The sequence below is a fragment of the Cryobacterium sandaracinum genome (assembly GCF_004403415.1).
Taxonomy (GTDB): Bacteria; Actinomycetota; Actinomycetes; order Actinomycetales; family Microbacteriaceae; genus Cryobacterium; species Cryobacterium sandaracinum.
The window spans coordinates 1-20,215 of sequence record NZ_SOGO01000018.1; the positions used below are offsets into that span (position 1 = coordinate 1).

General features: G+C 68.7%; 16 protein-coding genes. 4 read left to right on the forward strand and 12 right to left on the reverse strand.

Annotated features, from left to right (window positions below):
• Positions 1 to 295 precede the first annotated feature (295 nt).
• From rraA to E3T25_RS05845, 7 genes are all read right to left on the reverse strand, one after another.
• Positions 296 to 760, reverse strand: coding sequence for a ribonuclease E activity regulator RraA (gene rraA, locus E3T25_RS05815; protein WP_104099347.1), 465 nt, complete (start codon positions 758 to 760; stop codon positions 296 to 298).
• A gap of 99 nt (positions 761 to 859) precedes the next feature.
• Positions 860 to 1,969 (reverse strand): o-succinylbenzoate synthase, encoded by a 1,110-nt coding sequence (gene menC / locus E3T25_RS05820; RefSeq protein WP_104099346.1) that lies wholly within the window; start codon positions 1,967 to 1,969, stop codon positions 860 to 862.
• A gap of 183 nt (positions 1,970 to 2,152) precedes the next feature.
• Positions 2,153 to 4,423 carry an alpha-galactosidase gene (locus E3T25_RS05825; RefSeq protein ID WP_134372992.1) on the reverse strand — a complete coding sequence of 757 codons (2,271 nt, stop codon included), beginning with the start codon at positions 4,421 to 4,423 and terminating at the stop codon, positions 2,153 to 2,155.
• 13 nt (positions 4,424 to 4,436) lie between these two features.
• Positions 4,437 to 5,768 carry a sugar ABC transporter substrate-binding protein gene (locus E3T25_RS05830; protein WP_104099344.1) on the reverse strand — a complete coding sequence of 444 codons (1,332 nt, stop codon included), beginning with the start codon at positions 5,766 to 5,768 and terminating at the stop codon, positions 4,437 to 4,439.
• Positions 5,769 to 5,825: 57 nt separating this feature from the next.
• Positions 5,826 to 6,743 carry a carbohydrate ABC transporter permease gene (locus E3T25_RS05835; protein ID WP_369827914.1) on the reverse strand — a complete coding sequence of 306 codons (918 nt, stop codon included), beginning with the start codon at positions 6,741 to 6,743 and terminating at the stop codon, positions 5,826 to 5,828.
• On the reverse strand, positions 6,740 to 7,702 hold the full coding sequence (locus E3T25_RS05840; protein ID WP_104099343.1) for a carbohydrate ABC transporter permease: 963 nt from the start codon (positions 7,700 to 7,702) through the stop codon (positions 6,740 to 6,742). Before E3T25_RS05840 ends, E3T25_RS05835 begins: the two co-directional genes overlap by 4 nt.
• A complete protein-coding gene (locus E3T25_RS05845) occupies positions 7,699 to 9,735 on the reverse strand; it encodes a beta-galactosidase (RefSeq protein ID WP_134372995.1) in 2,037 nt (678 codons plus the stop codon). Before E3T25_RS05845 ends, E3T25_RS05840 begins: the two co-directional genes overlap by 4 nt.
• 192 nt (positions 9,736 to 9,927) lie before the next feature.
• On the opposite strand from E3T25_RS05845, the gene E3T25_RS05850 reads away from it, so the two are divergent.
• The 3 genes from E3T25_RS05850 to E3T25_RS05860 all read left to right on the forward strand — a co-directional run bounded on the left by E3T25_RS05850 (position 9,928) and on the right by E3T25_RS05860 (position 12,456).
• Positions 9,928 to 10,950, forward strand: coding sequence for a LacI family DNA-binding transcriptional regulator (locus E3T25_RS05850; protein ID WP_104099341.1), 1,023 nt, complete (start codon positions 9,928 to 9,930; stop codon positions 10,948 to 10,950).
• A 364-nt stretch (positions 10,951 to 11,314) separates the two neighbouring features.
• A complete protein-coding gene (locus tag E3T25_RS05855) occupies positions 11,315 to 11,584 on the forward strand; it encodes an acylphosphatase (RefSeq protein ID WP_104099340.1) in 270 nt (89 codons plus the stop codon).
• 218 nt (positions 11,585 to 11,802) lie between these two features.
• Positions 11,803 to 12,456: a Pr6Pr family membrane protein gene (locus E3T25_RS05860; RefSeq protein WP_104099339.1), complete on the forward strand. Its 654-nt coding sequence runs from the start codon at positions 11,803 to 11,805 to the stop codon at positions 12,454 to 12,456.
• Here E3T25_RS05860 and E3T25_RS05865 read toward each other — a convergent pair.
• The 5 genes from E3T25_RS05865 to E3T25_RS05885 all read right to left on the reverse strand — a co-directional run bounded on the left by E3T25_RS05865 (position 12,443) and on the right by E3T25_RS05885 (position 18,743).
• Complete coding sequence (locus tag E3T25_RS05865) at positions 12,443 to 12,847, reverse strand: hypothetical protein (protein WP_134373001.1); 405 nt, start codon at positions 12,845 to 12,847, stop codon at positions 12,443 to 12,445. The two genes, E3T25_RS05860 and E3T25_RS05865, sit on opposite strands and share 14 nt — an antisense overlap.
• A 221-nt stretch (positions 12,848 to 13,068) precedes the next feature.
• Positions 13,069 to 14,520: a flavin monoamine oxidase family protein gene (locus E3T25_RS05870; protein WP_134373004.1), complete on the reverse strand. Its 1,452-nt coding sequence runs from the start codon at positions 14,518 to 14,520 to the stop codon at positions 13,069 to 13,071.
• Between the two features lie 334 nt (positions 14,521 to 14,854).
• Positions 14,855 to 16,765, reverse strand: a complete 1,911-nt coding sequence (locus E3T25_RS17350; RefSeq protein ID WP_241980668.1) for a DUF7059 domain-containing protein — start codon at positions 16,763 to 16,765, stop codon at positions 14,855 to 14,857.
• Positions 16,766 to 16,828: 63 nt separating this feature from the next.
• Positions 16,829 to 17,677 (reverse strand): SDR family oxidoreductase, encoded by an 849-nt coding sequence (locus E3T25_RS05880; RefSeq protein WP_134373007.1) that lies wholly within the window; start codon positions 17,675 to 17,677, stop codon positions 16,829 to 16,831.
• Positions 17,678 to 17,693: 16 nt separating this feature from the next.
• Positions 17,694 to 18,743: a LacI family DNA-binding transcriptional regulator gene (locus E3T25_RS05885; RefSeq protein WP_134373010.1), complete on the reverse strand. Its 1,050-nt coding sequence runs from the start codon at positions 18,741 to 18,743 to the stop codon at positions 17,694 to 17,696.
• Positions 18,744 to 18,955: 212 nt separating this feature from the next.
• Between E3T25_RS05885 and E3T25_RS05890 the strand changes: the two genes are divergently transcribed.
• Positions 18,956 to 20,215, forward strand: a complete 1,260-nt coding sequence (locus E3T25_RS05890; protein WP_134342176.1) for a sugar ABC transporter substrate-binding protein — start codon at positions 18,956 to 18,958, stop codon at positions 20,213 to 20,215.

Genomic DNA, 20,215 nt, shown 5'->3' on the forward strand with positions numbered 1-20,215 from the left:
GCCGCGCTGAGCCGAGCTGCGCCGAGATCGCCGGCCGGGCGGCGCTGCGCCGAGCTGCGCCGAGATCGCCGGCCCGGGCGGCGCTGCGCCGCCCGGCCGGTACGAATCGTTAGCTCGCAGATGGTGACAAGGTGACCGGTGACGAAGTACCGTTGCCGAGTAGGTCTGAAATTGCGTACTCAGAACGAACAACAATGACGTCGGCCCCCCGCACCAGCGGCTCCACCTGAGTGAGGTTCCTCGGGTGGCGCCGCGCGTCTTGCCCGGGCGCGTGCTGTGTCGCGTCCGCTGGGCGTCACCGCTCGACGAGGATCCCGTCTTCGTCGCAGTAGATCGTGCGGCCGGGGGTGAACGTCACGCCGGCGAACCGGGCGACGGCATCCGTGACTCCAGCGCCGGCCTTCGAGCTCTTGCGCGGGTTGCTGCCGAGGGCCTTCACGCCCAGCGGCATCCCTCCAATGGCCACCCGGTCGCGGATCGCACCGTTGATCACCACGCCGGCCCAGCCGTTCTGCACCGCGAGGTCGGCGATCATGTCGCCCATCAGCGCCGTGTTCAGCGAGCCGCCGCCGTCGATGACGAGCACCTCGCCGGCGGCGGGCGTCGACAGCACCGACTTGAGCAGGGCGTTGTCCTCGAAGCAGGTCACGGTGCGGATCGGGCCGCTGAACCGGGCGAGGCCACCCAGGTTCAGGAACTGGAGCGAAACGGATTGCAGGTCTTCCCCGCGCTGGTCGTACAGGTCGGCGGTCAACAGCATTGGTGTCCTCCAGGGGTCCGGTGCGGTGCAGGCTTTCTCCCTCAGGCTAGCTGCTCGCTCAGGCTCGCTGCGCTGCGGGACATCCGTCAGCCGTCAGGTCTAAAATCTGATGTCGGTGACGGATGCCGTGACGCCGGCCAGCACATCGGTCAGCACCTCCACGCCGATGCCCGGTCCCGTGGGAACGCGCAGGTGCCCGTTCTCGAGCACGAACGGCGCGGTCAGGTCCTGTTCGTAGTATCGGCTGGAGGCCGACGTGTCCCCCGGCAGCACGAAGTTCGGCAGCCCGGCCAGGGCCACATTCGCCGCCCGGCCGATTCCGGTTTCAAGCATTCCGCCGCACCAGACGGGCACACCGTGCGCGGCCGCCACATCGTGGATGCGACGGGCCTCCAGGTAGCCGCCCACCCGCGCCGGCTTGACGTTGATGATGCTGCAGGCACCGAGGGTGATGGCAGTGGCCGCATCCCGGGCCGATTCGATCGACTCGTCGAGGCAGATGGGGGTTCTGATCCGTTTCGCCAGGTTGGCGTGGCCGAGCAGGTCGTCCTCCTTCAGCGGCTGCTCCACCAGGAGCAGGTCGAATGGGTCGAGCCGGGCGAGGTGACGGGCATCCGCGAGGGTATATGCGGTGTTCGCGTCGACCTGCAGCAGCAGCTCCTCGCCGAAGCGCTCGCGCACGGCACGCACCGGCTCGAGGTCCCAACCGGGCTCGATCTTGAGCTTGATCCGAAGGTAGCCCTCCTCCAGGTAGCCGGCCACGGCCTCGAGCAGCTCGTCGATCGAGTCCATGATGCCCACCGACACACCGGCCGGCACCGTGTCGCGCACGGCGCCGAGGTAGCCGCCGAACGAGATGTCGGCCTCCTTCAGCTGCGCGTCGAGGATGGCCGTTTCCAGCGCGGCCTTGGACATCGCGTGCCCCTTCACCGGCTCCACGGCCCCGGCGACGCGTTCGGCGGTGAGCCGGTCGCCGAGCGCCTGCAGCCTCGGGATCAGGTGGTCGCGAATCACGAGGTCGCTGCCGTCGAGGAACTCCGAGCTGTAGAGCGGACTCGTATCGGCGGCGCACTCGGCCCAGCCCTCGGCATCCGCGGTGGTCACCCGCACGATCGTGACCGCCCGCTCGGTCGACGTGCCGAACGAGGTGCGGAAGGGCCGCACGAGGGGAATGTGCACGCGCCGCAGTTCGATGTTCTCGATTTTCATGACAGTTCCTTCGGTGCGAGGGTGCCCCGCGGAGGCGGTCTCCCCGAGGCGAGTGCTTCGATGAGGGTACTGCCCGGGGCTGGTTTTTCGGTGCCGCAACCCGACCGCAACCGGGCGAAACCTGCCACGACCTGCACCGCCCACCTGCTCGGCCCGGGTGACGGATGCCTGGTCGGTGACTGCTCAGCGGCGGCCGTCGACCGCGTCGACGGTGAAGAGCGCGGCCTGCTCCGGGGCGAGCAGCGGCGCGGGCAGCCCGACGAGAGCGAGCACAGCTCCGGTCAGCGTCACTGAACCGTCGGTACCAAAAGCACCGGCGGCACCGGACGAGCCTGGCTCCGCCAGCCAGGCCGGCGGGGCATCCTGGATCGTGCGCGGGGGCACGCCGAGCGAAAGCGGTGCCACCCGGTAGCGCCGCTCGGGCGCGAGACCGGGGAACCGCATCCGCTCCGGCAGTGCCGCGCGCGGGGCGGCGAGCGCCACCTGGGCGAACAGGGCCGAGTTCTGGTCGGGCGAGACGACACCGTGCAGCTCGAGGGCCGGGTCGCTGGGGTCGGCCCGAACGACGACACCGGAGTGCAGCAGCGGCCGCAGCTGCTTGTAGCGGGCGATCCAGGTGGCGATCTGCACCCGCTCGGACTCGTTCGCGCGGGTCAGGTCCCACTCGATGCCGGCGCTGCCGAACAGGGCGGTCGCCAGCCGGAAACTGAGCTCGGAGGTGCGCCCGGTGGTGTGTGCGGTGGCCGCGCCGAGATGCCCGCCGAGGTACTCCGGCGGTAGGAGCACGCTCGAGTACCGCTGGATCTGCTGCCGCTCGAGCGGGTCGTTGGTGTCGCTTGTCCAGACCCGATCGACGCGCTCGAGAATTCCGAGATCGACCCGGGCTCCCCCCGACGCGCAGGACTCGATCTCGACGCCCGGGTGCTCGGCACGCACGGCATCGATAAGCCGGTACAGCGCCACCGTCTGCCGGTGGGCGGAGCCGGCCAGCAGGTCGCGATTGTGGTCCCACTTCAGGTAGGCGATGGGGTACTCGTTGAGCAGGGCGGTGAGGCGGGCGAACACCCAGCCGAAGGCATCCGGGTTGCCGAGGTCGAGCACGCGCTGGAACCGCCAGGTCAGCGCCGGCGACGAAACACCGACGGATGCCGAACCAATAACGGCCCCAGAACCCCCGACACCAGCCGCGTCCACCCCGCCGAGCACCCACTCCGGGTGCGCGCGGGCGACGTCCGAGTCGGCGCTGACCATTTCGGGTTCGACCCAGAGACCGAAGTCCATGCCGGCCGCGTGCACATGCTCGATCAGCGGGTGCAATCCGCCGGGCCAGGTGACCGGGTCGACGAACCAGTCTCCGAGGGCCCGCCGGTCGTCCGAGCGGCCGGTGAACCAGCCGTCGTCGAGCACGAAGCGCTCCACCCCGACCACGGCCGCCGCGTCGGCCAGGCGGGCCAGAGTCGTCAGGTCGTGGTCAAAGTACACGGCCTCCCAGGTGTTCAGCACGACCGGGCGGTGCCCGGTGATGGTCGACCAGGAACGGACCCACGGATGCAGCCGCGCCGAGAGCCCGTCCAGCCCGGCAGCCGAGTACACGGCCACCGTCCACGGGGTGGTGTGGCTCGCGCCGGGGGCCACTCTCAGCTCGCCGGGTGCCAGCAGCTCGCCGCTGCCGAGCGCCGAGTAGCCCAGCGCGCTGTTCTCGGCCCAGACGTGTTTGTCGCCGCTCCAGGCCAAGTGGGTGGCCCATACCTCGCCGGTGCGGAAGCCGAACCCGGGCGTTCCGGCCGCCATCAGATAGGAGTCGTCGTGGCCGGGGCGGCCGTGACGGGACTCCCGGCTCCACACGCCGTGGCCGAGCGTACTGCGCTGCGGCCGACGCTCGTGGGTCCACAGCCCGGTGAAGTCAAGCAGTTCCCCGGCGCGGTCGGGCACCGGCAGGATGACGTCGAGCGAGCCGAGCTCGAAGGGTGCGGAGGCAGGGTCGTCACCGGTGTTGGTGAGGGTGTGGCGCAGTCGCAGCACACCCTCGACCGAGAGTTCGAGGTCGGTGCGCACGGTCACCTGAGCCGCGGCATCCGTTAGAAAGATCGTCAGGGCCTGTGTGCCGGGCAGCGTGCGGCCGGAGGCAGACGGCACGCCCGCCCGCACACCGCCCGACTGAACCTCGGTGAGGCGCAGATCGAGGGCCACGCCGCCGCGCCCACCGGGCCGGAACCCGCTCACGCCCGGACGCCCGCTCCAGCCTGCCGCGAGGGTGGGCAGTAGCGAGAGCCGCAGGGGCACGTCGATCGAACTCGGCGAGATGGCCGGCACGGATGCGTCGGCCAGCGTTTCCAGCAGTTCACCGTTCAGGTCACCCAGGTCGGCACCCCAGTGCACGATGACGGGCACGCCCGTGCCGCGGGCATCCAGCACAAGGCTGGTACCCGCGGCACGGAGGTAGGGAATCGACACAGTGGAGCTGATGCTACTTGGTGACCGGGATCGACTGAGCCTCGAGAGCGTCGATCGTGCTCTGCTGGGCGCTCGTGAGAGCATCCGTCAGAGTTCCGCTACCGGTGACGGCACCCTTGAAGCCGTCGGAGGTGTCGTTGTAGACCTGTGTCATGGTCGGGCCCCAGATGAAGTCGGGCGAGACGTGATCGGATGCCTCGGCGAACACGTCGTAGATGGCCTGGCCGCCGTAGAACTCGACGCCTTCCTTGAGGGCCGGCAGTTCGAGGCCGCTCTTGGCGGCCGGGTACAGGTTGGCCGACTTGTTCAGCATCGTGAGCGCCTCGTCAGAGGTGTTCAGCCACAGCGCGAACTGGGCCGCCTCGTAGGGGTGCTCGGAGCCCTTGAAGACTGCGGTGGACGAGCCACCCCAGTTGCCGGCGGCGTTCTCGCCGGCAGCCCACTGCGGGGAGAGGGCGACGGACCAGTTGCCGGCGGTGTCCGGAGCGCCGCTGGCGATGGAGTTCGCACCCCAGGCTGCGGAGTTCCAGGTCCAGTTGGATCCGGTGTTGTAGGCGTTGTTCCACTCGTCGGTCCACGGCGGGTTGGTCGAGACGAGGTCGCGGTCGATCAGGTCCTGCCAGTAGTCGGCGACCTTGACCGACTCGGGGCTGGTCAGGTCGATGGTCCAGTTCTCGCCGTCGTTCTCGAACCAGCTTCCCCCGGCCTGCCAGACGAATCCGGCGAACTGGTTGATGTCACTCTGCGAGAAGTTGGTGATGTAGCCGCCGGTGGCGCGCACGGCTTCGGCGGCAACCGCGAATTCTTCCCAGGTGGTCGGGATCGCGATGTTGTTGGCGGCGAAGAGGTCGGCACGGTAGAACATCGCCATGGGCCCGGCGTCCTGCGGCACCGCGTAGGCTGCGTCTTCTTCACCGAAGTTGACCTGTCCCCAGGTCCAGTCCACGAAGTCGTCCTTGGCGTCGAGAACACCCTCACAGGCGGCGAGGTCCATCAGGCCGTCCTGCACGCGGAAGTTCGGGAGGGCGTCGTATTCGATCTGGCCGAGGTCGGGCGCGTTGCCGGCCTTGAGCTGGTTGAAGAAGTTCTGGTACGTGCCGCCGTTGCCGTTCGGGCCGGTCTGCACCTTTACCTGAACGTCGGGGTTCTCCTCATTCCAGACTGCGGCGACGTCTTCCATCCCGGGGATCCAGGTGGTGAACGTGAGGTCGACCTTGCCCTCGGAGGGTTCGCAGGCGGCGGCGTCGCCACCGCCGGACGTGCTCGAGCCCGACGCACAGCCGGTCAGAACGACCGTGGCTGCGGTGAGCAAGGCGACGGCGGCTGCTCTCTTCTTGATCTGCATTGTTCTTCTTTTCTCTTGGGGGTGGGGGTGGTGCAGCTAAGGGGGGGGTGAGGCCGGCTACTTCACCGAACCGGCGCTGAGGCCGTTTCGCCAGAAGCGCTGGAGCAGCAGGAAGATGATGATCAGCGGGATGATCGACAGCAGGGCGCCGATCAGAACGTAATCGCGCAGCACGGGGATCTGGTTGACCTGCGAGTTCCAGGCGTAGAGGCCGAGCGTGACCGGGAACAGGGTCTCGTCGCGCAGCATGATCAGCGGCAGGAAAAAGTTGTTCCAGATGGCGACGAACTGGAAGAGGAAGACGGTGACCAGGGCCGGCACCATCATCCGCACCGAGACCGTGAAGAAGGTGCGCAGTTCGCCGGCGCCGTCGAGGCGGGCGGCCTCGATCAGTTCGTCGGGAACGCTAGCCGACGCGTAGATGCGGGAGAGGTAGACCCCGAACGGGCTGACCAGGCTGGGCAGGAACACCGACCAGAACGTGTTGGTCAGGCTGATCTGGCTGAAGATCAGGAACAGCGGCAGAGCCAGCGCCGTGGCGGGTACGAGCACCCCGCCGAGCACGACGTTGAAGATCAGTTCGCGTCCCGGGAAGTTGTACTTGGCCAGTGCGTACCCGCACATTCCGGCGATGATCGTGCCCACGAGGGCACCGCCACCGGCGTACAGCGCGCTGTTGAGCATCCACTTGAGGTAGACGCCGTCGCGGTAGGCCACCAGGTTTCCGATGTTCTCGAACAGGGAGAAGTCGGCGAACCAGAGCGGGTTCGTGCTGTTGAACTGGGATCGGTTCTTCGAGGCCGCGACCAGCAGCCACCAGATCGGCACCAGGAAGTAGATCGTGAAGACGCCCATGACGACCATGGCGCTGACCCGGGCGAACGGGCTCTCGCGCTGGGCGCGCGGTGCCTTCGCCTCGGTTGAACGGATGCCGCGAGCCGGCTTGGCGGGGGTGGTGGGGGTCAGGGTGCTCACTTGGCTTCCTTACGCTGCGTGAACTTCAGGAACGTGAAGGAGAGGATGAACGTGGCCAGGGCCAGCACAACGGAGAACGCGGCGGCCAGGTTGAAGTTCGGGATCGACGAGGTGGAGTACACCGTCAGGTTCGGGGTGAACGTGCTGGTCACGGCCGAGCTGAAGCTGCGGAAGACCTGCGGTTCGGCGAGCAGCTGCAGGGTGCCGATGATCGAGAAAATGGCGGTCAGGATGATCGCCGGCATGATCAGCGGAATCTTGACCGACCAGGCGATGCGCAGCTGGCCGGCGCCGTCGAGGCGGGCGGCCTCGTAGAGTTCGGTCGGGATCGCCAGCAGCGCGGAGTAGATGATGAGCATGTTGTAGCCCACGAACACCCAGGTGACGACGTTGGCGATGGCCCAGAGCACGAGATCGGCCGAGAGGAAGTTGATGTTCTCGGTGACGGCGCGAAACGGCGACAGATTGGGTGAGTAGAGGTAGCCCCACATGATCGCGGCGATGACGCCGGGGACCGCGTAGGGGACGAAGAACGCCAGCCGGAAGAATCTCTTGCCGCGCACGAGCGGCGAGTCCAGCAACAGGGCGAACAGCAGCGCGAGACCGAGCATGATCGGAACCTGCACGGCGCCGAAGGCGAGCACCCGGGTGATCGACTCCCAGAACGGCCCATTCTGGAACACCAGGATGTACTGGGTCAGTCCGCCGAAGACCTCGGTGGCTTGGCCGAAGGTGCCCTCGCGCTCGATCACGAGCAGTGACTGGTAGATCGCGTAGCCGATCGGGACGAGGTAGAACAGGGCGAACAGGGTGCCGAACGGCAGCACGAACGCGAGGATCGCGCCCGTGTGCTGCACGCGGGGCTTCGCTCCGGGGGCCTTGGCTGGCTTGGCGGCGCGGGGTCTCTTTCGGGCAGCGCTGCCCGGGGCATCCGTCAGGGGAACGGCAGGTGCGCTCATGATGAGGGGTCCTCTCTGATCACGCGGACGGCTCCGGCCGGCACGCGCACGATTCGACCGACGGGTTCGTCGGTGACGAGCTCGTGGCCGGCGGCCGGAAGCTCGACGTCGCCCGAACCGTGGTTGATGATGAACAGATAGCTGTTGGTGGAGCTCACGCGGCGCACGACCTCGATGGCTCCGGTGCGCTCCGGGCCGACCGCGGTGACCCGAGCCTCCTGGGCGATCCTGCGCAGGACGTCCCGCAGGGCGCCGGCCTCCAGCGCGGTGGCGACGTACCAGGCGGTGCCGCCTCCGTGCCGGTTGCGGGTGATGGCGGGGATGCCGGGCAGCGGCCCGTCGATGTAGCTCGCGACCACCTCGGCGGTGTCGACGCGCAGGCGTTCGCTCCACAGGCTCGCGGCGGCGCCGGTGTCGAGAGCGAGAACGTGGCCGGGCAGCAGCGGAGAGAACTCCTCCACTGTGATGCCGAGGATCTCGCGGAACGCGCCGGGGTAACCGCCGGTGCGCACCCGGTCGTCTACGTCGACGATGCCGCTGAAGAAGGTGATCAGGGCGTGGCCGCCGGCGGCGACGTAGGTGTTGAGATTCTCGGCCTGCGCGTCCGAGACCAGGTAGAGGCACGGGACGACGACGAGGCGGTAGCCCGAGAGGTCGGCATCCGGGGAGACGATGTCGACCGTGACGCCGAGTTCGTGCAGGGCCGCGTAGGCGGCGTGCACCTGGTCGAGGTAGCGCACAGCGTGGGACGGACGGGATTCGCCGTCGCCTGCCCACCAGGATTCCCAGCTGAAGATGATCGCGGCATCCGCGACGACCCGGCTGCCGGTGACCTCGGCAAGACGATCCAGGGTTGCGCCCAGGGCCACGACCTCGCGCCAGAGCACGGTGTCGGTGCCGGCGTGGGGCACCAGGGCGGAGTGGAATTTCTCCGACCCCTGCGGGGAGGCGCGCCACTGGAAGAAGCAGACGCCGTCCGCACCGCGGGCGACGTGGGCGAGGGAGTTGCGGGTCATTTCGCCGGGCGCCTTGGCCAGGTTGTGCGGCTGCCAGTTGACGGCACCGGCGGCCTGTTCCATCAGGAGCCAGGGCTCACCCTGGGCGAGCCCGCGGGTGAGGTCCGCGGCGAAGGCGAGCTCGGTGGCCGGGTCGGCGAGGCGGTGGTCGAGGTAGTGGTCGTTGGCGACGATGTCCATGTCGCCGGCCCAGGACCAGTAGTCGAGGTTGCGGATGTGCGCGGTGACCATGAAGTTGGTGGTCACGGCCACGTTCGAGTGGCGGCGCAGCACCGCGCTCTCGCGCCGATAGTAGTCGAGCAGTTCGGCGGAGCTGAACCGGTGGAAGTCGAGCACCTGGCCGGGGTTGTGGCTGGACAGCGTGAGCCGCGGGGTGAGGATCTCAGCCCACTGGCCGTACCGCTGGCTCCAGAAGGAGGTACCCCAGGCTGCGTTGAGAGCATCGATGGTGCCGTAACGCGCCTGAAGCCAGAGACGGAACGCGGCGGCGGTGTCGTCGCAGTAACAGAGCGCGTTGTGGCAGCCCAATTCGTTGGACACGTGCCAGAGGGCGATGGCCGGGTGGTGGCCGTACCGCTCGGCGACCTTTTCGACCAGGGCCAGCGCGTGCTCACGGAACACGGCCGAGCTCGGGCACCAGGCCTGGCGACCGCCGGGGAAACGGGTCGTGCCGTCGTCGGCGACCGGAAGGATCTCGGGGTGAAGTGTGGTCAGCCACGGCGGCGGCGACGAGGTGCCGGTGCCGAGGTTGACCCGGATCCCGTTGGCGTGGAGCAGCTCGATGATCGTGTCGAGGGTGTCGAAGTCGTACTCGCCCGCACGCGGCTCGAGGTGCGACCAGCCGAAGATGTTGATGGCCACCAGGTCGACGCCGGCCTCGCGCATGAGGCGCACGTCCTCGGCCCAGGTCTCGGGACCCCACTGCTCCGGGTTGTAGTCACAGCCGTAGGCGATGCCCTCGTGCACGAACGGGTGGGCCGGGGCCGCACCGTTCGAAGTGGCTGCTCGCGAGTTCATGTGCTCCCTGACTGTGGCGTGCACTTCGTGGTGACGACACCGTGGTGACGACTCTGTGCTAACTGTTCTGTGAACGTGCACAGAGTCGGGAGAAAAACACTCCGTCGGGTTTTCTGTGAACGTACACAGAGTATGTATCTCCCGGCGGTCGTGTCAAGCGCGGAGTGTGTGCGGGAGCGTTACAGTTATCGAATGGTGACAATCCCGTCTCGACGCAAACGCGCGACGATCCACGACGTCGCCGTGGAAGCCGGAGTCTCCCGCGGCACGGTCAGCCGGGTCGTGAACGACGAGCCCTACGTCTCGGCGTCGGCCCGCATCGCCATCGAGGCGGCCATCGAGAAGGTCGGTTATGTGCCGAACAACGCAGCCCGAAGCCTGGTCATGCAGCGCTCGGAGGCCGTCGGTTTCATCGTGCACGAGCCGCACTCCCTGTTTCTGGACGACCCCAACATCGGCGGAATCCTACTCGGCGCCAACACCGTGCTCTCCCGCGCCGACTACCAGATGGTCAGCCTGGTCATCGACTCCCAGCGCGACACCGAGCGCGTCGCCCGCTACCTCAGCGGCGGTTTCGTCGACGGGGTCGTCATCGTCTCCGCTCGCCAGGAAGACCCGATCACCCGGGTGATCGAGAAGCTGCGCCTTCCGGCCGCCTTTGTGGGACATCCGCCCGACCTGCGCCAGCTTCCCTTCGTGGGCATCGACAACCGGGCGTCGGCGCGCGCCATCACCGAACGCCTCATGCAGACCGGCCGCACGCGCATCGGCATGATTGCCGCCGCGCTCGACCGCGACTCCGGCGCCGACCGTCTGGCCGGCTTCACGGATGCCCTCGGCGACCGCTTCGACCCGGCTCTCGTGGCCCGCGTTCCGCTGTACACCTTCACCGACGGGGCCCTCGGCATGCGTGCGCTGCTTCAGCGTGACCCGCTGATCGACGGCGTGTTCGCCGCCTCCGACGCGGTCGCGGCCGGTGCTATGGAGGCGCTGCGCCATGCCGGGCGCACCATTCCCGGAGACGTCGGCATCGTCGGCTTCGACGACAGCTCCTGGGCGCTGCGCACCCAGCCGCACCTGTCCACCGTGCACCAGCCCGCCTTCGGCCTCGGTGAGCGGGCGGCCGAGTGCGTGCTGGGCCAGTTGCGCGGCGAAGAGCAGCCGGCCGAGGGCATATTGCTCGAGACTCCGATCGTCTGGCGTGACTCCGCCTGAATCGGGGGTTGGCGGTGCAGGGCCATGGCGGCAGCATCTGGCTTCGGGCTGGCCGGAGCACTCCGGCTGCGCGTCTCCCCCACCGCGCGTGGCCAACCCCCACCCCGCGTGGCCAACCCCCACCCCGCGTGGCCAACCCCCACCCCGCGTGGCCAACCCCCACCCCGCGTGACTAACCCCCACCCCGCGTGGCTAACTCAGGAGAATGCTCGGGCCGGTTAGGGGCATCCGCGTGTTTCCGTGGGATTTTCGGTGCACGACGGATGCCCGCGCTGGATCTCCTGAGTCAGCCACAGCGCGGGTTGGTGAACGGGTCGGGTGAACGATGGATGCGGGCTCGCCTGCGGCGGGGCACACTGGAAGCATGGTTCGCAAGCAGGTTGTCGTGCGCGGGGTGGTGCAGGGAGTCGGGTTCCGCTACTACACCCAGACCGAGGCGCGCCGACTCGGGCTCGCGGGTCATGTGCGCAACCGCGGGGACGGTGCGGTGGAGGTCGAGCTGGAGGGCGACGCGGCAACCGTCTGGGTGATGCTCTCGTGGCTGCAGCACGGCCCGCCGTCGGCCCGGGTCGAGGCGGTCGAGGTCACCACGATTCCGCCGCTCGGCGAGACCGGGTTCCGGATCGGCTTCTGAGCGGAACGGCCGGCTGAGCGGCGGCATCCGGTTGATACCGAGGTCAGCGGGCACCCGACCGGCTGGCGTAGCGTGGGAGCATGTGCGCGCGAGCTGCCGATCCCGCTCGGACGGACCCCCCGAAGCGCGTTCACTCGGCGGCGACGAGATCGGGCGTGCGCGCACTCACTGCGGCACCCGTACGCCGGGCCCTCGCCCGAACTTCTCGGACGCAGCCCGTGCACACCGTGCGCCGCGGGTTCGGCATCGGCCGCCTGCTCCTCGCCGGCCTGGGCGTGGTGGCCCTCGCCGGCTACTTCGATTACGTGCTCGGTTTCGCCACGTTTCAGATCTACAACTACTTCAGCTATTTCACCGTGCAGAGCGGTATGGCCGCGATCGTCGCCTTCGCCGCTGCCGCATTCGTCGCATTTCGGCACACGACCGACCCACCCTGGCTGAACTGGTTCCGGTTGCTTGTGACGACCTACATCACCGTCTCCGGGATCGTATTCCTGACCATCGTCATCCAGTCCTCCTCGCTGGACTACACGATCGAGGTGCCCTGGTCGAGCCAGTTGCTGCACTTCTGGATTCCCACGATCGCACTCCTTGACTGGCTGACGGATGCCGGCAAGGCCCGCCTGCCCTGGAAAATCCTGGTCTGGGTTCTCGTGGTGCCCTCGATCTGGGGAGTGTTCACGCTCATCCGCGGGTCGATCGTGGGGTGGTACCCGTATTTCTTCCTCGACCCGGTGCAGGTGCGCGGCCCGCTCGAGACCGTGATCTACTGCCTGGTCGCGCTGCTGCTCTTCATCGCGATCGCCGCCGTACTCACGGCCACGTCGCGGCTGCCCCCGCGGGCGCAGGGGCGCGAACCTACAGCGGCGTGAAGGTGTATTCGCTGGTCAGGTGCTCGCCCCGGCAGGCGCCGCAGTAGAGCACCCCGGATGCCCGCATCGCGAGGACCCGGGGTGTGCATTGCACTACCTTGGAGCCGCAGCACGGCGAGACCGCCAGGTAGGCGCCGGGGGCGGTGGGTTGGTGCCCGCTCAGGCCACGAATGTGGTGAGTGCCTTCACAGGGCAGGTCAGGGTCGACGTCCAGAAGGACGACGGATTCGCGGTCGATGTCGATGTCGATGTCGAGGAGGATATCCATGGGGAGCACAGCAATCGCACGGTCAAGCAGAAAAGTGGAGCAGTCGCGGGCGGGGGTGGTGCATCCCGGTGACGACCGCACTGGGATGGCCAGCGGAACGAGCCCGGCCTGGAACGGGGGCATCCACCCGTCAGGAATCCGTCGGCAAGGCCAGTCAGGATAACGACTGGACCTCTGGGCGCTGCACCACGACGGGCTGCGACTGCATGAGAACGTGCCCCGAATGGGAGCCAGAATTCATCGACTGGACGTTGGCAGGTGAGTACACCACGAATCTCAGAAATAAGACGGGTTGACAATCGCGAGGCGCCGGCCCGGGATTCGGGGAGCGGCGTGGTGCGGACCTACTCCGTGGTCGGGTTGTCGGTCGGCACGGCCGAGTAGAACGGCTCGAGGCTGCTCAAGGCGGCGGCGAGGAACTCGTCGTCGTCGACCTCCGCGAGGCGCAGAGCGGTCTCCGCCGCAACCAGGCCCACCAGCACCGGTTCGCCGGTGAGCGGAACCATGTTGATCCAGACGCGGAAGTCGTCGTCGCCGCCGACCGTGGACCAGAGCGGGGCATCCGTGTCCCAGAACGGCTTGTCGAATTGCAGCCAGATCTTGTCGAGCGTGCCCATGCCCAGGGCCGAGATGGCGCCGCGGTGCGTGAAGGGCAGCGGCGGGTCGAACTCCATCACCGTGGTCTTCAGCACCCCCAGCGGCACGGTGACGACGACCCGGTCGGCGGAGAGCGACTCGCCGGTGCCGAGCCGGAGGCTGGTGCCGGCTTCGCTGTAGGCGATTTTGGTGACCACGCTCGACCCGAGCATGTCGATGCCGTCGCTGAGGTCGGTAAGCAGGGTGGCGAAGCCGCCCAGCACGATACGATCCTCGCCGGGGTCGGTGTCAGGGTCGGCCTGAGGGTTGGCGTCCGAGTACCAGGAGGACTGCTCCGGAACGGGGCCCCCTGCCAGTGGGTCGAGCACCACCGTGATCTGGTAGTCGAGCCAGTCGGCGTCGGAAACGCCGGTGTCGGCATCCGTCGTCGAGAGCTTGGAGGCTCCCGAATCAGCAAGGGACTGCGCGATGGACACGTCGGTGGGCTGCTCGGCGGCCCAGGCCAGCGCCGTGGCGACCGCCTGCGCGCCGGTGTCGGGCACCTCCACGACCGTGCCGGCCGCGGTGCGGACCTCCGGCGGATCGGTGAAGGGGGCCGTGGCGACGCCGCGGTCGGTGAGGTCCTCGTCGAGGGTGGTCTGGCCGGTGCGCCGGACGAAAGCCGCGCCGAGCTCGATCGGGAATGGCCAGTCCTTGTCGGTGACGGTGTCGATGCGGCCGCCGATGCGGTCGCGGGCCTCGACCAGGAACACGTCGAAGCCGGCGTCCTGCAGGTCTCGGGCCGCGGTGAGTCCGGCGATTCCGGCGCCGATCACGGCGATGCGCTCCCCCAGGCTCGCCGCTGCGAGCACGTCGCGGGCGGCGCGCTTCCCTGAATCGCGGGCGCCCTGCACCGTGCCCGGCGCGTCGGTGGAGGTGGCCTCACCGGCGAAGAAGAGGCGGTCGTCGACGGGCTGGCCGAGCGCGGCGCGCTGCTCGGGCGTGGCGCCCACCGCGGGGTAACTGAAGGAGCCGCGGGCGAACGGGTCGGCCGACCAGGATGTGCGGCGCATGGCCGCCGGCTTCGGGACGAGCGAGGGTGTCGACGTCGGCTTCGGCGTGACGGATGCCGAGGGCCGCGGAGTCGGCGTCACGCACGCGGTGAGCGCGACCAGGCCCAGGCCGGAGACTGAGCCGAGCAGAAAGGTTCGTCGTTTCATCGCTGTCTCGGCGCCAGGTATGGCGCCGACGTCCTCCTCTCCGAGCGGGCCGGGCAGTACGACCAAGCTACCGCAGAGCCGGGTGAAGTGGCCGGTCGGGTGGGGGTGGGGTGGGGTGTGCGCACGTTACTTCGGAGATTGTCGCGACACGCGGCATCCCACCCTGAAATACGGCGTTTCGCGAAAATCTCCGAGTTTGCGTTCGCCGGTGACGCGGTGGCGGTCTAGCGTGCGCTGGTGGCGGTCTAGCGTGCGTTGGTGGCGGGCGGGGTCCTCGTCAGCGCGTCAGCTCACAGCACGTGGCTGGCAGCAGACGATGGCAGCACACAGCACGTCAGGCGAGCCGATGCTGCAGGAAGCCGTCCTCGAGCAGCTCCCGCACGCGCGGGAGCAGGTCCGCGGCGAGTTCGCGCTCATCGACGTCGAGCAGTTCGGCCAGCGCAGCGACGATCGAGCCGACGTCGAGCTCGCCGTCAGAGGCGCCGACCAGGGCGGCGAGGCCGGTGTCCAGCGCGATCAACCGACCGAAGCCGGTGCCCTGGTGCAGCGTCATCAGGGTGGGGTCCTCCTGGCCGGGCCAGTAGTGCCGTACCTCGGTGACATCGGATGCGACGGCGAGCCGCGCGCGGGCGAGGCGGGCGTCATCCGTTGCCGCGTGCCAGTCGTGGGCGGCGAGGCAAGCGGCAAGATGGCTGCCCATGCCTCCTGGATTGTGGCCGAGGGTGCCGGGGAGGCGTTCGAGCCGACGGAAGGTGGGGGTGCCGGCGGCCGGGCGGCGCAGCAGCATGTAGCCGAAGCCGACCTGACTCACGCCGCGCGCCGCGAAGTCGTCGAGCCAGGCCCCGTAGAGGAGGTCGAAGTCGGCGGTGTCGGAGCGGGTGCCGCCGTCGCGGATCCACGTCTCGGCGTAGAGCGTGGGGGCCTGCACCTCGCGTTCGATGATCCAGGCGTCGAGTGCGGCGGCATCCGTGGCCTGCACGGTCTCCTGCTGGCCCCCGTGCGCACCCTCGGCACCGGCCCCCGCGGCACCCTCCGCCCCGGCGGCACCCTCCGCCCCGGGCGTGTGCGAATTCGACGGAGATTCTGCTCCCAGAGGGGCCAAACGCGCCGAATTCAGGCTGTTTGGGGCAAAATCTCCGTCGAATTCGTCAGGGCGCAGCGGGGCGGAAGCTGGCGATGCAGGGGATGCGACAGGGGTGACAGGGGATGCGACAGGGGTGACAGGGGTGACAGGGGTGACAGGGGTGACAGGGGTGACGGGGGCGGCGAGCCAGGCGGCCAGACGCTCGAAGGCATCCTGGCCGGCGTGGTACTCCCAGTTCCCGAGCAGCTGGGCGACGCCGCCGGGGGTGAGATGTTCGGCAGCGCCGCGCACGACCGCCTCGACGAGCGCGTCGCCGACCAGGCCGCCGTCGCGGTATTCGTAGGCCGGCACACCCGGCACACGCGGGGTGATCACGAACGGAGGGTTGGAGATGATGTGGTCGAAGCGCTCCCCCGCGACCGGTTCGAACAGGCTCCCGAGGCGAAACTCGATATTCCCGATCTCGTTCAGCTCGGCGTTGAGCGCGGCAAGCTCCAGGGCTCGCACCGAGATGTCGGTGGCTACCACCCGGTCGGCGTGCCGGGACGCGTGCATCGCCTGGATTCCGCATCCGGTGCCCAGGTCGAGGGCGCTGGCCACCGGGGTCGGGATCAGGAGCCCGGTCAATGTGAGGGATGCCCCACCCACCCCGAGCACATGGCTTTCGCCGAGCGGGTGGCCGAGTGCGAGCTCTCCCAGGTCGGACACGATCCACCAGCTTCCGGCGCCATGCGCGTCGACGAAGCTGTAGGGCCGCAGTTCGAGGAGCGGGCAGAGGGTGCCGGCCGCAACGGATGCACCGGATGCGACAGGGCCGACACCCGGAAGGACATCGGCGTCGACATCGGCGTCGACACCGGCGTCGACGGATACCGCGAGGCCGAGCTCCTCGGCCCCGGCGGCACCCAGCGCGGGGAGGGCGACATCGAGATCCGCACGGTCGACGGGCAGGCCGAGAACGAACAGGCGAGCCAGTGTGGCGCAGGGTTCGGCGTGCCCGAGCCTCTCCCGGAGACCGTCCAGCCCCCGAAGCGCCGGGACCCGCTGGTTGCGGCGCAACGCGGCATCCGCTTCGATCCCCCACAGGCCAGTGAGGGCCGAGACCGAGAAGTTGGCGGCGGCGAGGTCGGCGCGAAGCCGGTCGATCAGTGCAGAAGTCACCCGTCTATTCAACTGCACCGGCTGCCGGACCGGCCGCCGCACCGTCTGCCGGACCGGCCGCCGCTAGCGGCGCTCCTCCGCCACGCTGTTACCGCCGTCGACGACGATCGTCTGGCCGGTGACGTATGACGCGCCGGGCGAGGCCAGCCAGGCGATCACGGAGGCCACCTCGGCAGCCGTGCCGCTGCGCCCGACGGGCACGAGCGCGCCCTCGACTGCCTCGCTCTCCAGCTGCGACCCGGTCTCGATCCAGCCCGGTGCGACCGCGTTGGCGGTGATGCCGAGCCAGGCCTCATCCACGGCGAGCGCTCGGGTGAGCCCGGCCAGACCAGCCTTCGCGGCCGCATACGTCAGGTCCCCGCGCGACGCCATCACCGGCCCAGACACGCTGGACACTGTGACGATGCGCCCCCAGGCCGCCGCGTGCATGAAGCCGATCACGGTGCGCGTGGCGTGGAAGGCAGTCGATAGGTTGATCGCGAGGCCGCGGTCCCACTCGTCCGGCAACGTGGTGCTCACGTCGCCGTGCAGCATCTCGGCGTCGCCGACCGCGACCATGCCCGCGTTGTTCACCAGAATCGTGGGCGCCAGCCCGGCGGTCGCGAGGGAGTCGGCGAGCGCCAGCGCGCCGGCCTCGGCGTGGAGGGTGCAGACGATGCCGGATGCCGCGATGCCCCGTTCCGTCAGCTCAGCCGCTCGCTCGTGCACGCGTTCGGTCGTGGCGGTGAGCACGACGTGTGCACCGAGCTCACCCAGCATCCGTGCCGCGGCGAATCCGATCCCGGAGGCGCTGCCGGCCCCGGTGACCAGGGCCGTACGACCGGCGAGGTTCCACGCGTCGGGCAGGGCGAAAGCGAGAGGGACGGGGACACCGATAGAAACAGGGAGTCCGACAACCTCGGGGAGAGTCATGGCGTCATGCTAGCGGCTACCGCGGCACGTCCATCGGGATGGCGGCGAACTCGCGCACGACCAGCCGGGGCGTGACCATCCGGTGCCGGGGTTCGGCCGACTCGGGGGCTCCGTGCACCTTGCCGCCGAACTCGCCGGTGAGCAGTTCGAGCACTCCGGCGGCCACCTCGTCCACTGCTTGGTCGACGCTGGAAAGCCCGATCGCGGCGGCGATGGGGGTGTTGTCGTAGCCGGTGACGGGCAAACGCTCGGGGTTCGCGATCATCGCCCCGAGGGCGAGCGAGTCGCTCGCGCAGAGCACGGCATCGATCTGGCCGGCGTTCTGCCGCAACTGCTGCATGGCCGCGGTGCCCTGGCTGACGCCGTCAGTGGTGACGATCTCCAGCTCGGCCAAGTCCCGCTCCGAGACGTCGCCGCGTTCGATCATCGCGTCGTACCAGCCTCGTCGGCGGTCATCGCCGGTGCCCGACGGGCTGGGCCAGCCGATGTAGGCGATGCGCCGGGCTCCGGTCTCCTGCTGTGTCCGCGTGGCAGCGTGCAGGCCGGACCAGCCATCCACATCCACCCACAGGTGCTGCGGGTCGTTCATATCGTCGACTCCCCACGGCCGCCCGAAGGTGACGAAGGAGATGCCGTTCTCGATCAGCCATCGGGTGCGTGGGTCGCCGGCGAACGTCGACGTGAGCACGAAACCATCGACATCCGCGCCGTCGTTCAGGCGCCGGAACTGGATGATCTCGTCTTCGGGGCTCGTGGCCGTGAACAGCAGCACCCGCAGCCCCTGGGCGTCGGCCTGCTCGGTCACGGCGTGCAGAAACCGGTCGAGCACCGAACCGGAGATGCCGTCGATCACCGGGTCCAGCCGGATGCCGATGGTCGAGCTGCGCCGCGTGCGCAGCCGGCGGGCGGAGGCGTGCGGCCGGTACCCGAGTTCGGCGATGGCAGCCTCGACCCGCTGGCGGGTGTCGGTGCGCACGATGCCGGGCGAATTCATCACATTCGAGACGGTCTGCCTGGAGACGCCGGCCGCGAGCGCGACATCCGTCACCGTGGGGAACCCACCCATCGCCGCTCCTGCCCCATGCCCTTGTCGGACGCGCCTGCCCCCGTGAATTGAACGATCAAATATTGTTCTGCACAGAATACCGTGTCTCGACGGATCGCGGAAACACGGTGATTAGATCGATCAAAAAAAAGTTTGATCGATCAAATGAATTCAGCTATCGTGACCGTTACACAAGCAAACGCGCATCGATGCGCGACTCAAGGAGAAACAAGATGCAACGACGCAACTCCCGCTGGCTGATCGGAACCGGGCTCGCCGTGGCCGGCGCCCTCACCCTCAGCGCGTGCGGTTCCGGATCCGGCTTCGGCGGCGACACCGCCGATTCGGGCGGAGAGCTCACGAGCGATTCCACCCAGGGGCTCAACATTCTGATCGGTTCCAGCGGCGACGCCGAGACCGCCTCCGTCAACGCCGCCGTGGCCGCCTGGTCCGAGACCTCTGGCACCGACGCCAAGGTCAGCGTCGCCAGCGACCTCAACCAGCAGCTCGCCCAGGGCTTCGCGGCCCAGAAGCCCGCCGACGTCTTCTACCTGTCGACGGATGCGCTCGCCGGCTATGCCTCGAACGGCTCGCTCCTGGCCTACGGCGACGATCTGGCCAACAAGGACGACTTCTACCCGAGCCTGGTCAGTTCCTTCACGTACGAGGGCGACTTCTACTGCGCGCCGAAGGACTTCTCGACCCTGGGTCTGATCATCAACGACGACCTCTGGGCTCAGGCCGGGCTGACGGATGCCGACATCCCCACCACCTGGGACGAGCTCGCGGCCGTCAGCAAGACGCTCACGACCGACAGCCAGGTCGGACTCGCCCTCGGCGGCGAATACGCCCGTCTGGGCGCGTTCATGGCCCAGGCCGGCGGCAGCCTGATGAGCGAAGACAACACCGAGGTCACCGCGAACAGCGCGGAGAACGTCGCGGGCCTCGAATACGCGCAGACCCTCCTGAACGACGGGGTGATGAGCTACGCCAGCGAAATCGGTGCCGGGTGGGGTGGCGAGGCGTTCGGCAAGCAGCTCTCGGCCATGACCATTGAGGGCAACTGGATCACGGGCGCGATGAAGAGCGACTTCCCCGACGTCAACTACACGGTCGCCGAGCTGCCTGCAGGCCCGGAGGGCCAGGGCACCCTGCAGTTCACCAATTGCTGGGGCATCGCCGCCGACAGCCCCAACCAGGCCGGCGCGCTCGAGCTCGTCGAACAGCTCACCAGCAAGGATGCCCAGCTCACCTTCTCGGAAGAATTCGGCCCGATGCCCTCGATCAAGTCGGCCGCCGAAGACTGGAAGAGCGCCAACCCCACCCTGGTGGCCTTCCTCGACGGCGCCGACTACGCCAAGGGCGTGCCCAACGTGCAGGGCGCCGCGGATGTCACGAGCGACCTGAACGCCCAGCTCGAGTCGCTGAAGACCGGGGACGCGCAAGCGATTCTCGATTCCGTGCAGAAGAACCTCGAAGCACTGCTGAAGTAG

What these genes read in the sequence shown, in the direction of transcription:
- E3T25_RS05885 (WP_134373010.1), bottom strand. Translation starts at nt 18,743, where the DNA reads ATGGGTGGGTTCCCCACGGTGACGGATGTCGCGCTCGCGGCCGGCGTC.
- E3T25_RS05840 (WP_104099343.1), bottom strand. Translation starts at nt 7,702, where the DNA reads ATGAGCGCACCTGCCGTTCCCCTGACGGATGCCCCGGGCAGCGCTGCC.
- E3T25_RS05830 (WP_104099344.1), bottom strand. Translation starts at nt 5,768, where the DNA reads ATGCAGATCAAGAAGAGAGCAGCCGCCGTCGCCTTGCTCACCGCAGCC.
- E3T25_RS05880 (WP_134373007.1), bottom strand. Translation starts at nt 17,677, where the DNA reads ATGACTCTCCCCGAGGTTGTCGGACTCCCTGTTTCTATCGGTGTCCCC.
- E3T25_RS05870 (WP_134373004.1), bottom strand. Translation starts at nt 14,520, where the DNA reads ATGAAACGACGAACCTTTCTGCTCGGCTCAGTCTCCGGCCTGGGCCTG.
- E3T25_RS05855 (WP_104099340.1), top strand. Translation starts at nt 11,315, where the DNA reads ATGGTTCGCAAGCAGGTTGTCGTGCGCGGGGTGGTGCAGGGAGTCGGG.
- E3T25_RS05850 (WP_104099341.1), top strand. Translation starts at nt 9,928, where the DNA reads ATGGTGACAATCCCGTCTCGACGCAAACGCGCGACGATCCACGACGTC.
- E3T25_RS05845 (WP_134372995.1), bottom strand. Translation starts at nt 9,735, where the DNA reads ATGAACTCGCGAGCAGCCACTTCGAACGGTGCGGCCCCGGCCCACCCG.
- E3T25_RS05865 (WP_134373001.1), bottom strand. Translation starts at nt 12,847, where the DNA reads ATGCCCCCGTTCCAGGCCGGGCTCGTTCCGCTGGCCATCCCAGTGCGG.
- menC (WP_104099346.1), bottom strand. Translation starts at nt 1,969, where the DNA reads ATGAAAATCGAGAACATCGAACTGCGGCGCGTGCACATTCCCCTCGTG.
- rraA (WP_104099347.1), bottom strand. Translation starts at nt 760, where the DNA reads ATGCTGTTGACCGCCGACCTGTACGACCAGCGCGGGGAAGACCTGCAA.
- E3T25_RS05890 (WP_134342176.1), top strand. Translation starts at nt 18,956, where the DNA reads ATGCAACGACGCAACTCCCGCTGGCTGATCGGAACCGGGCTCGCCGTG.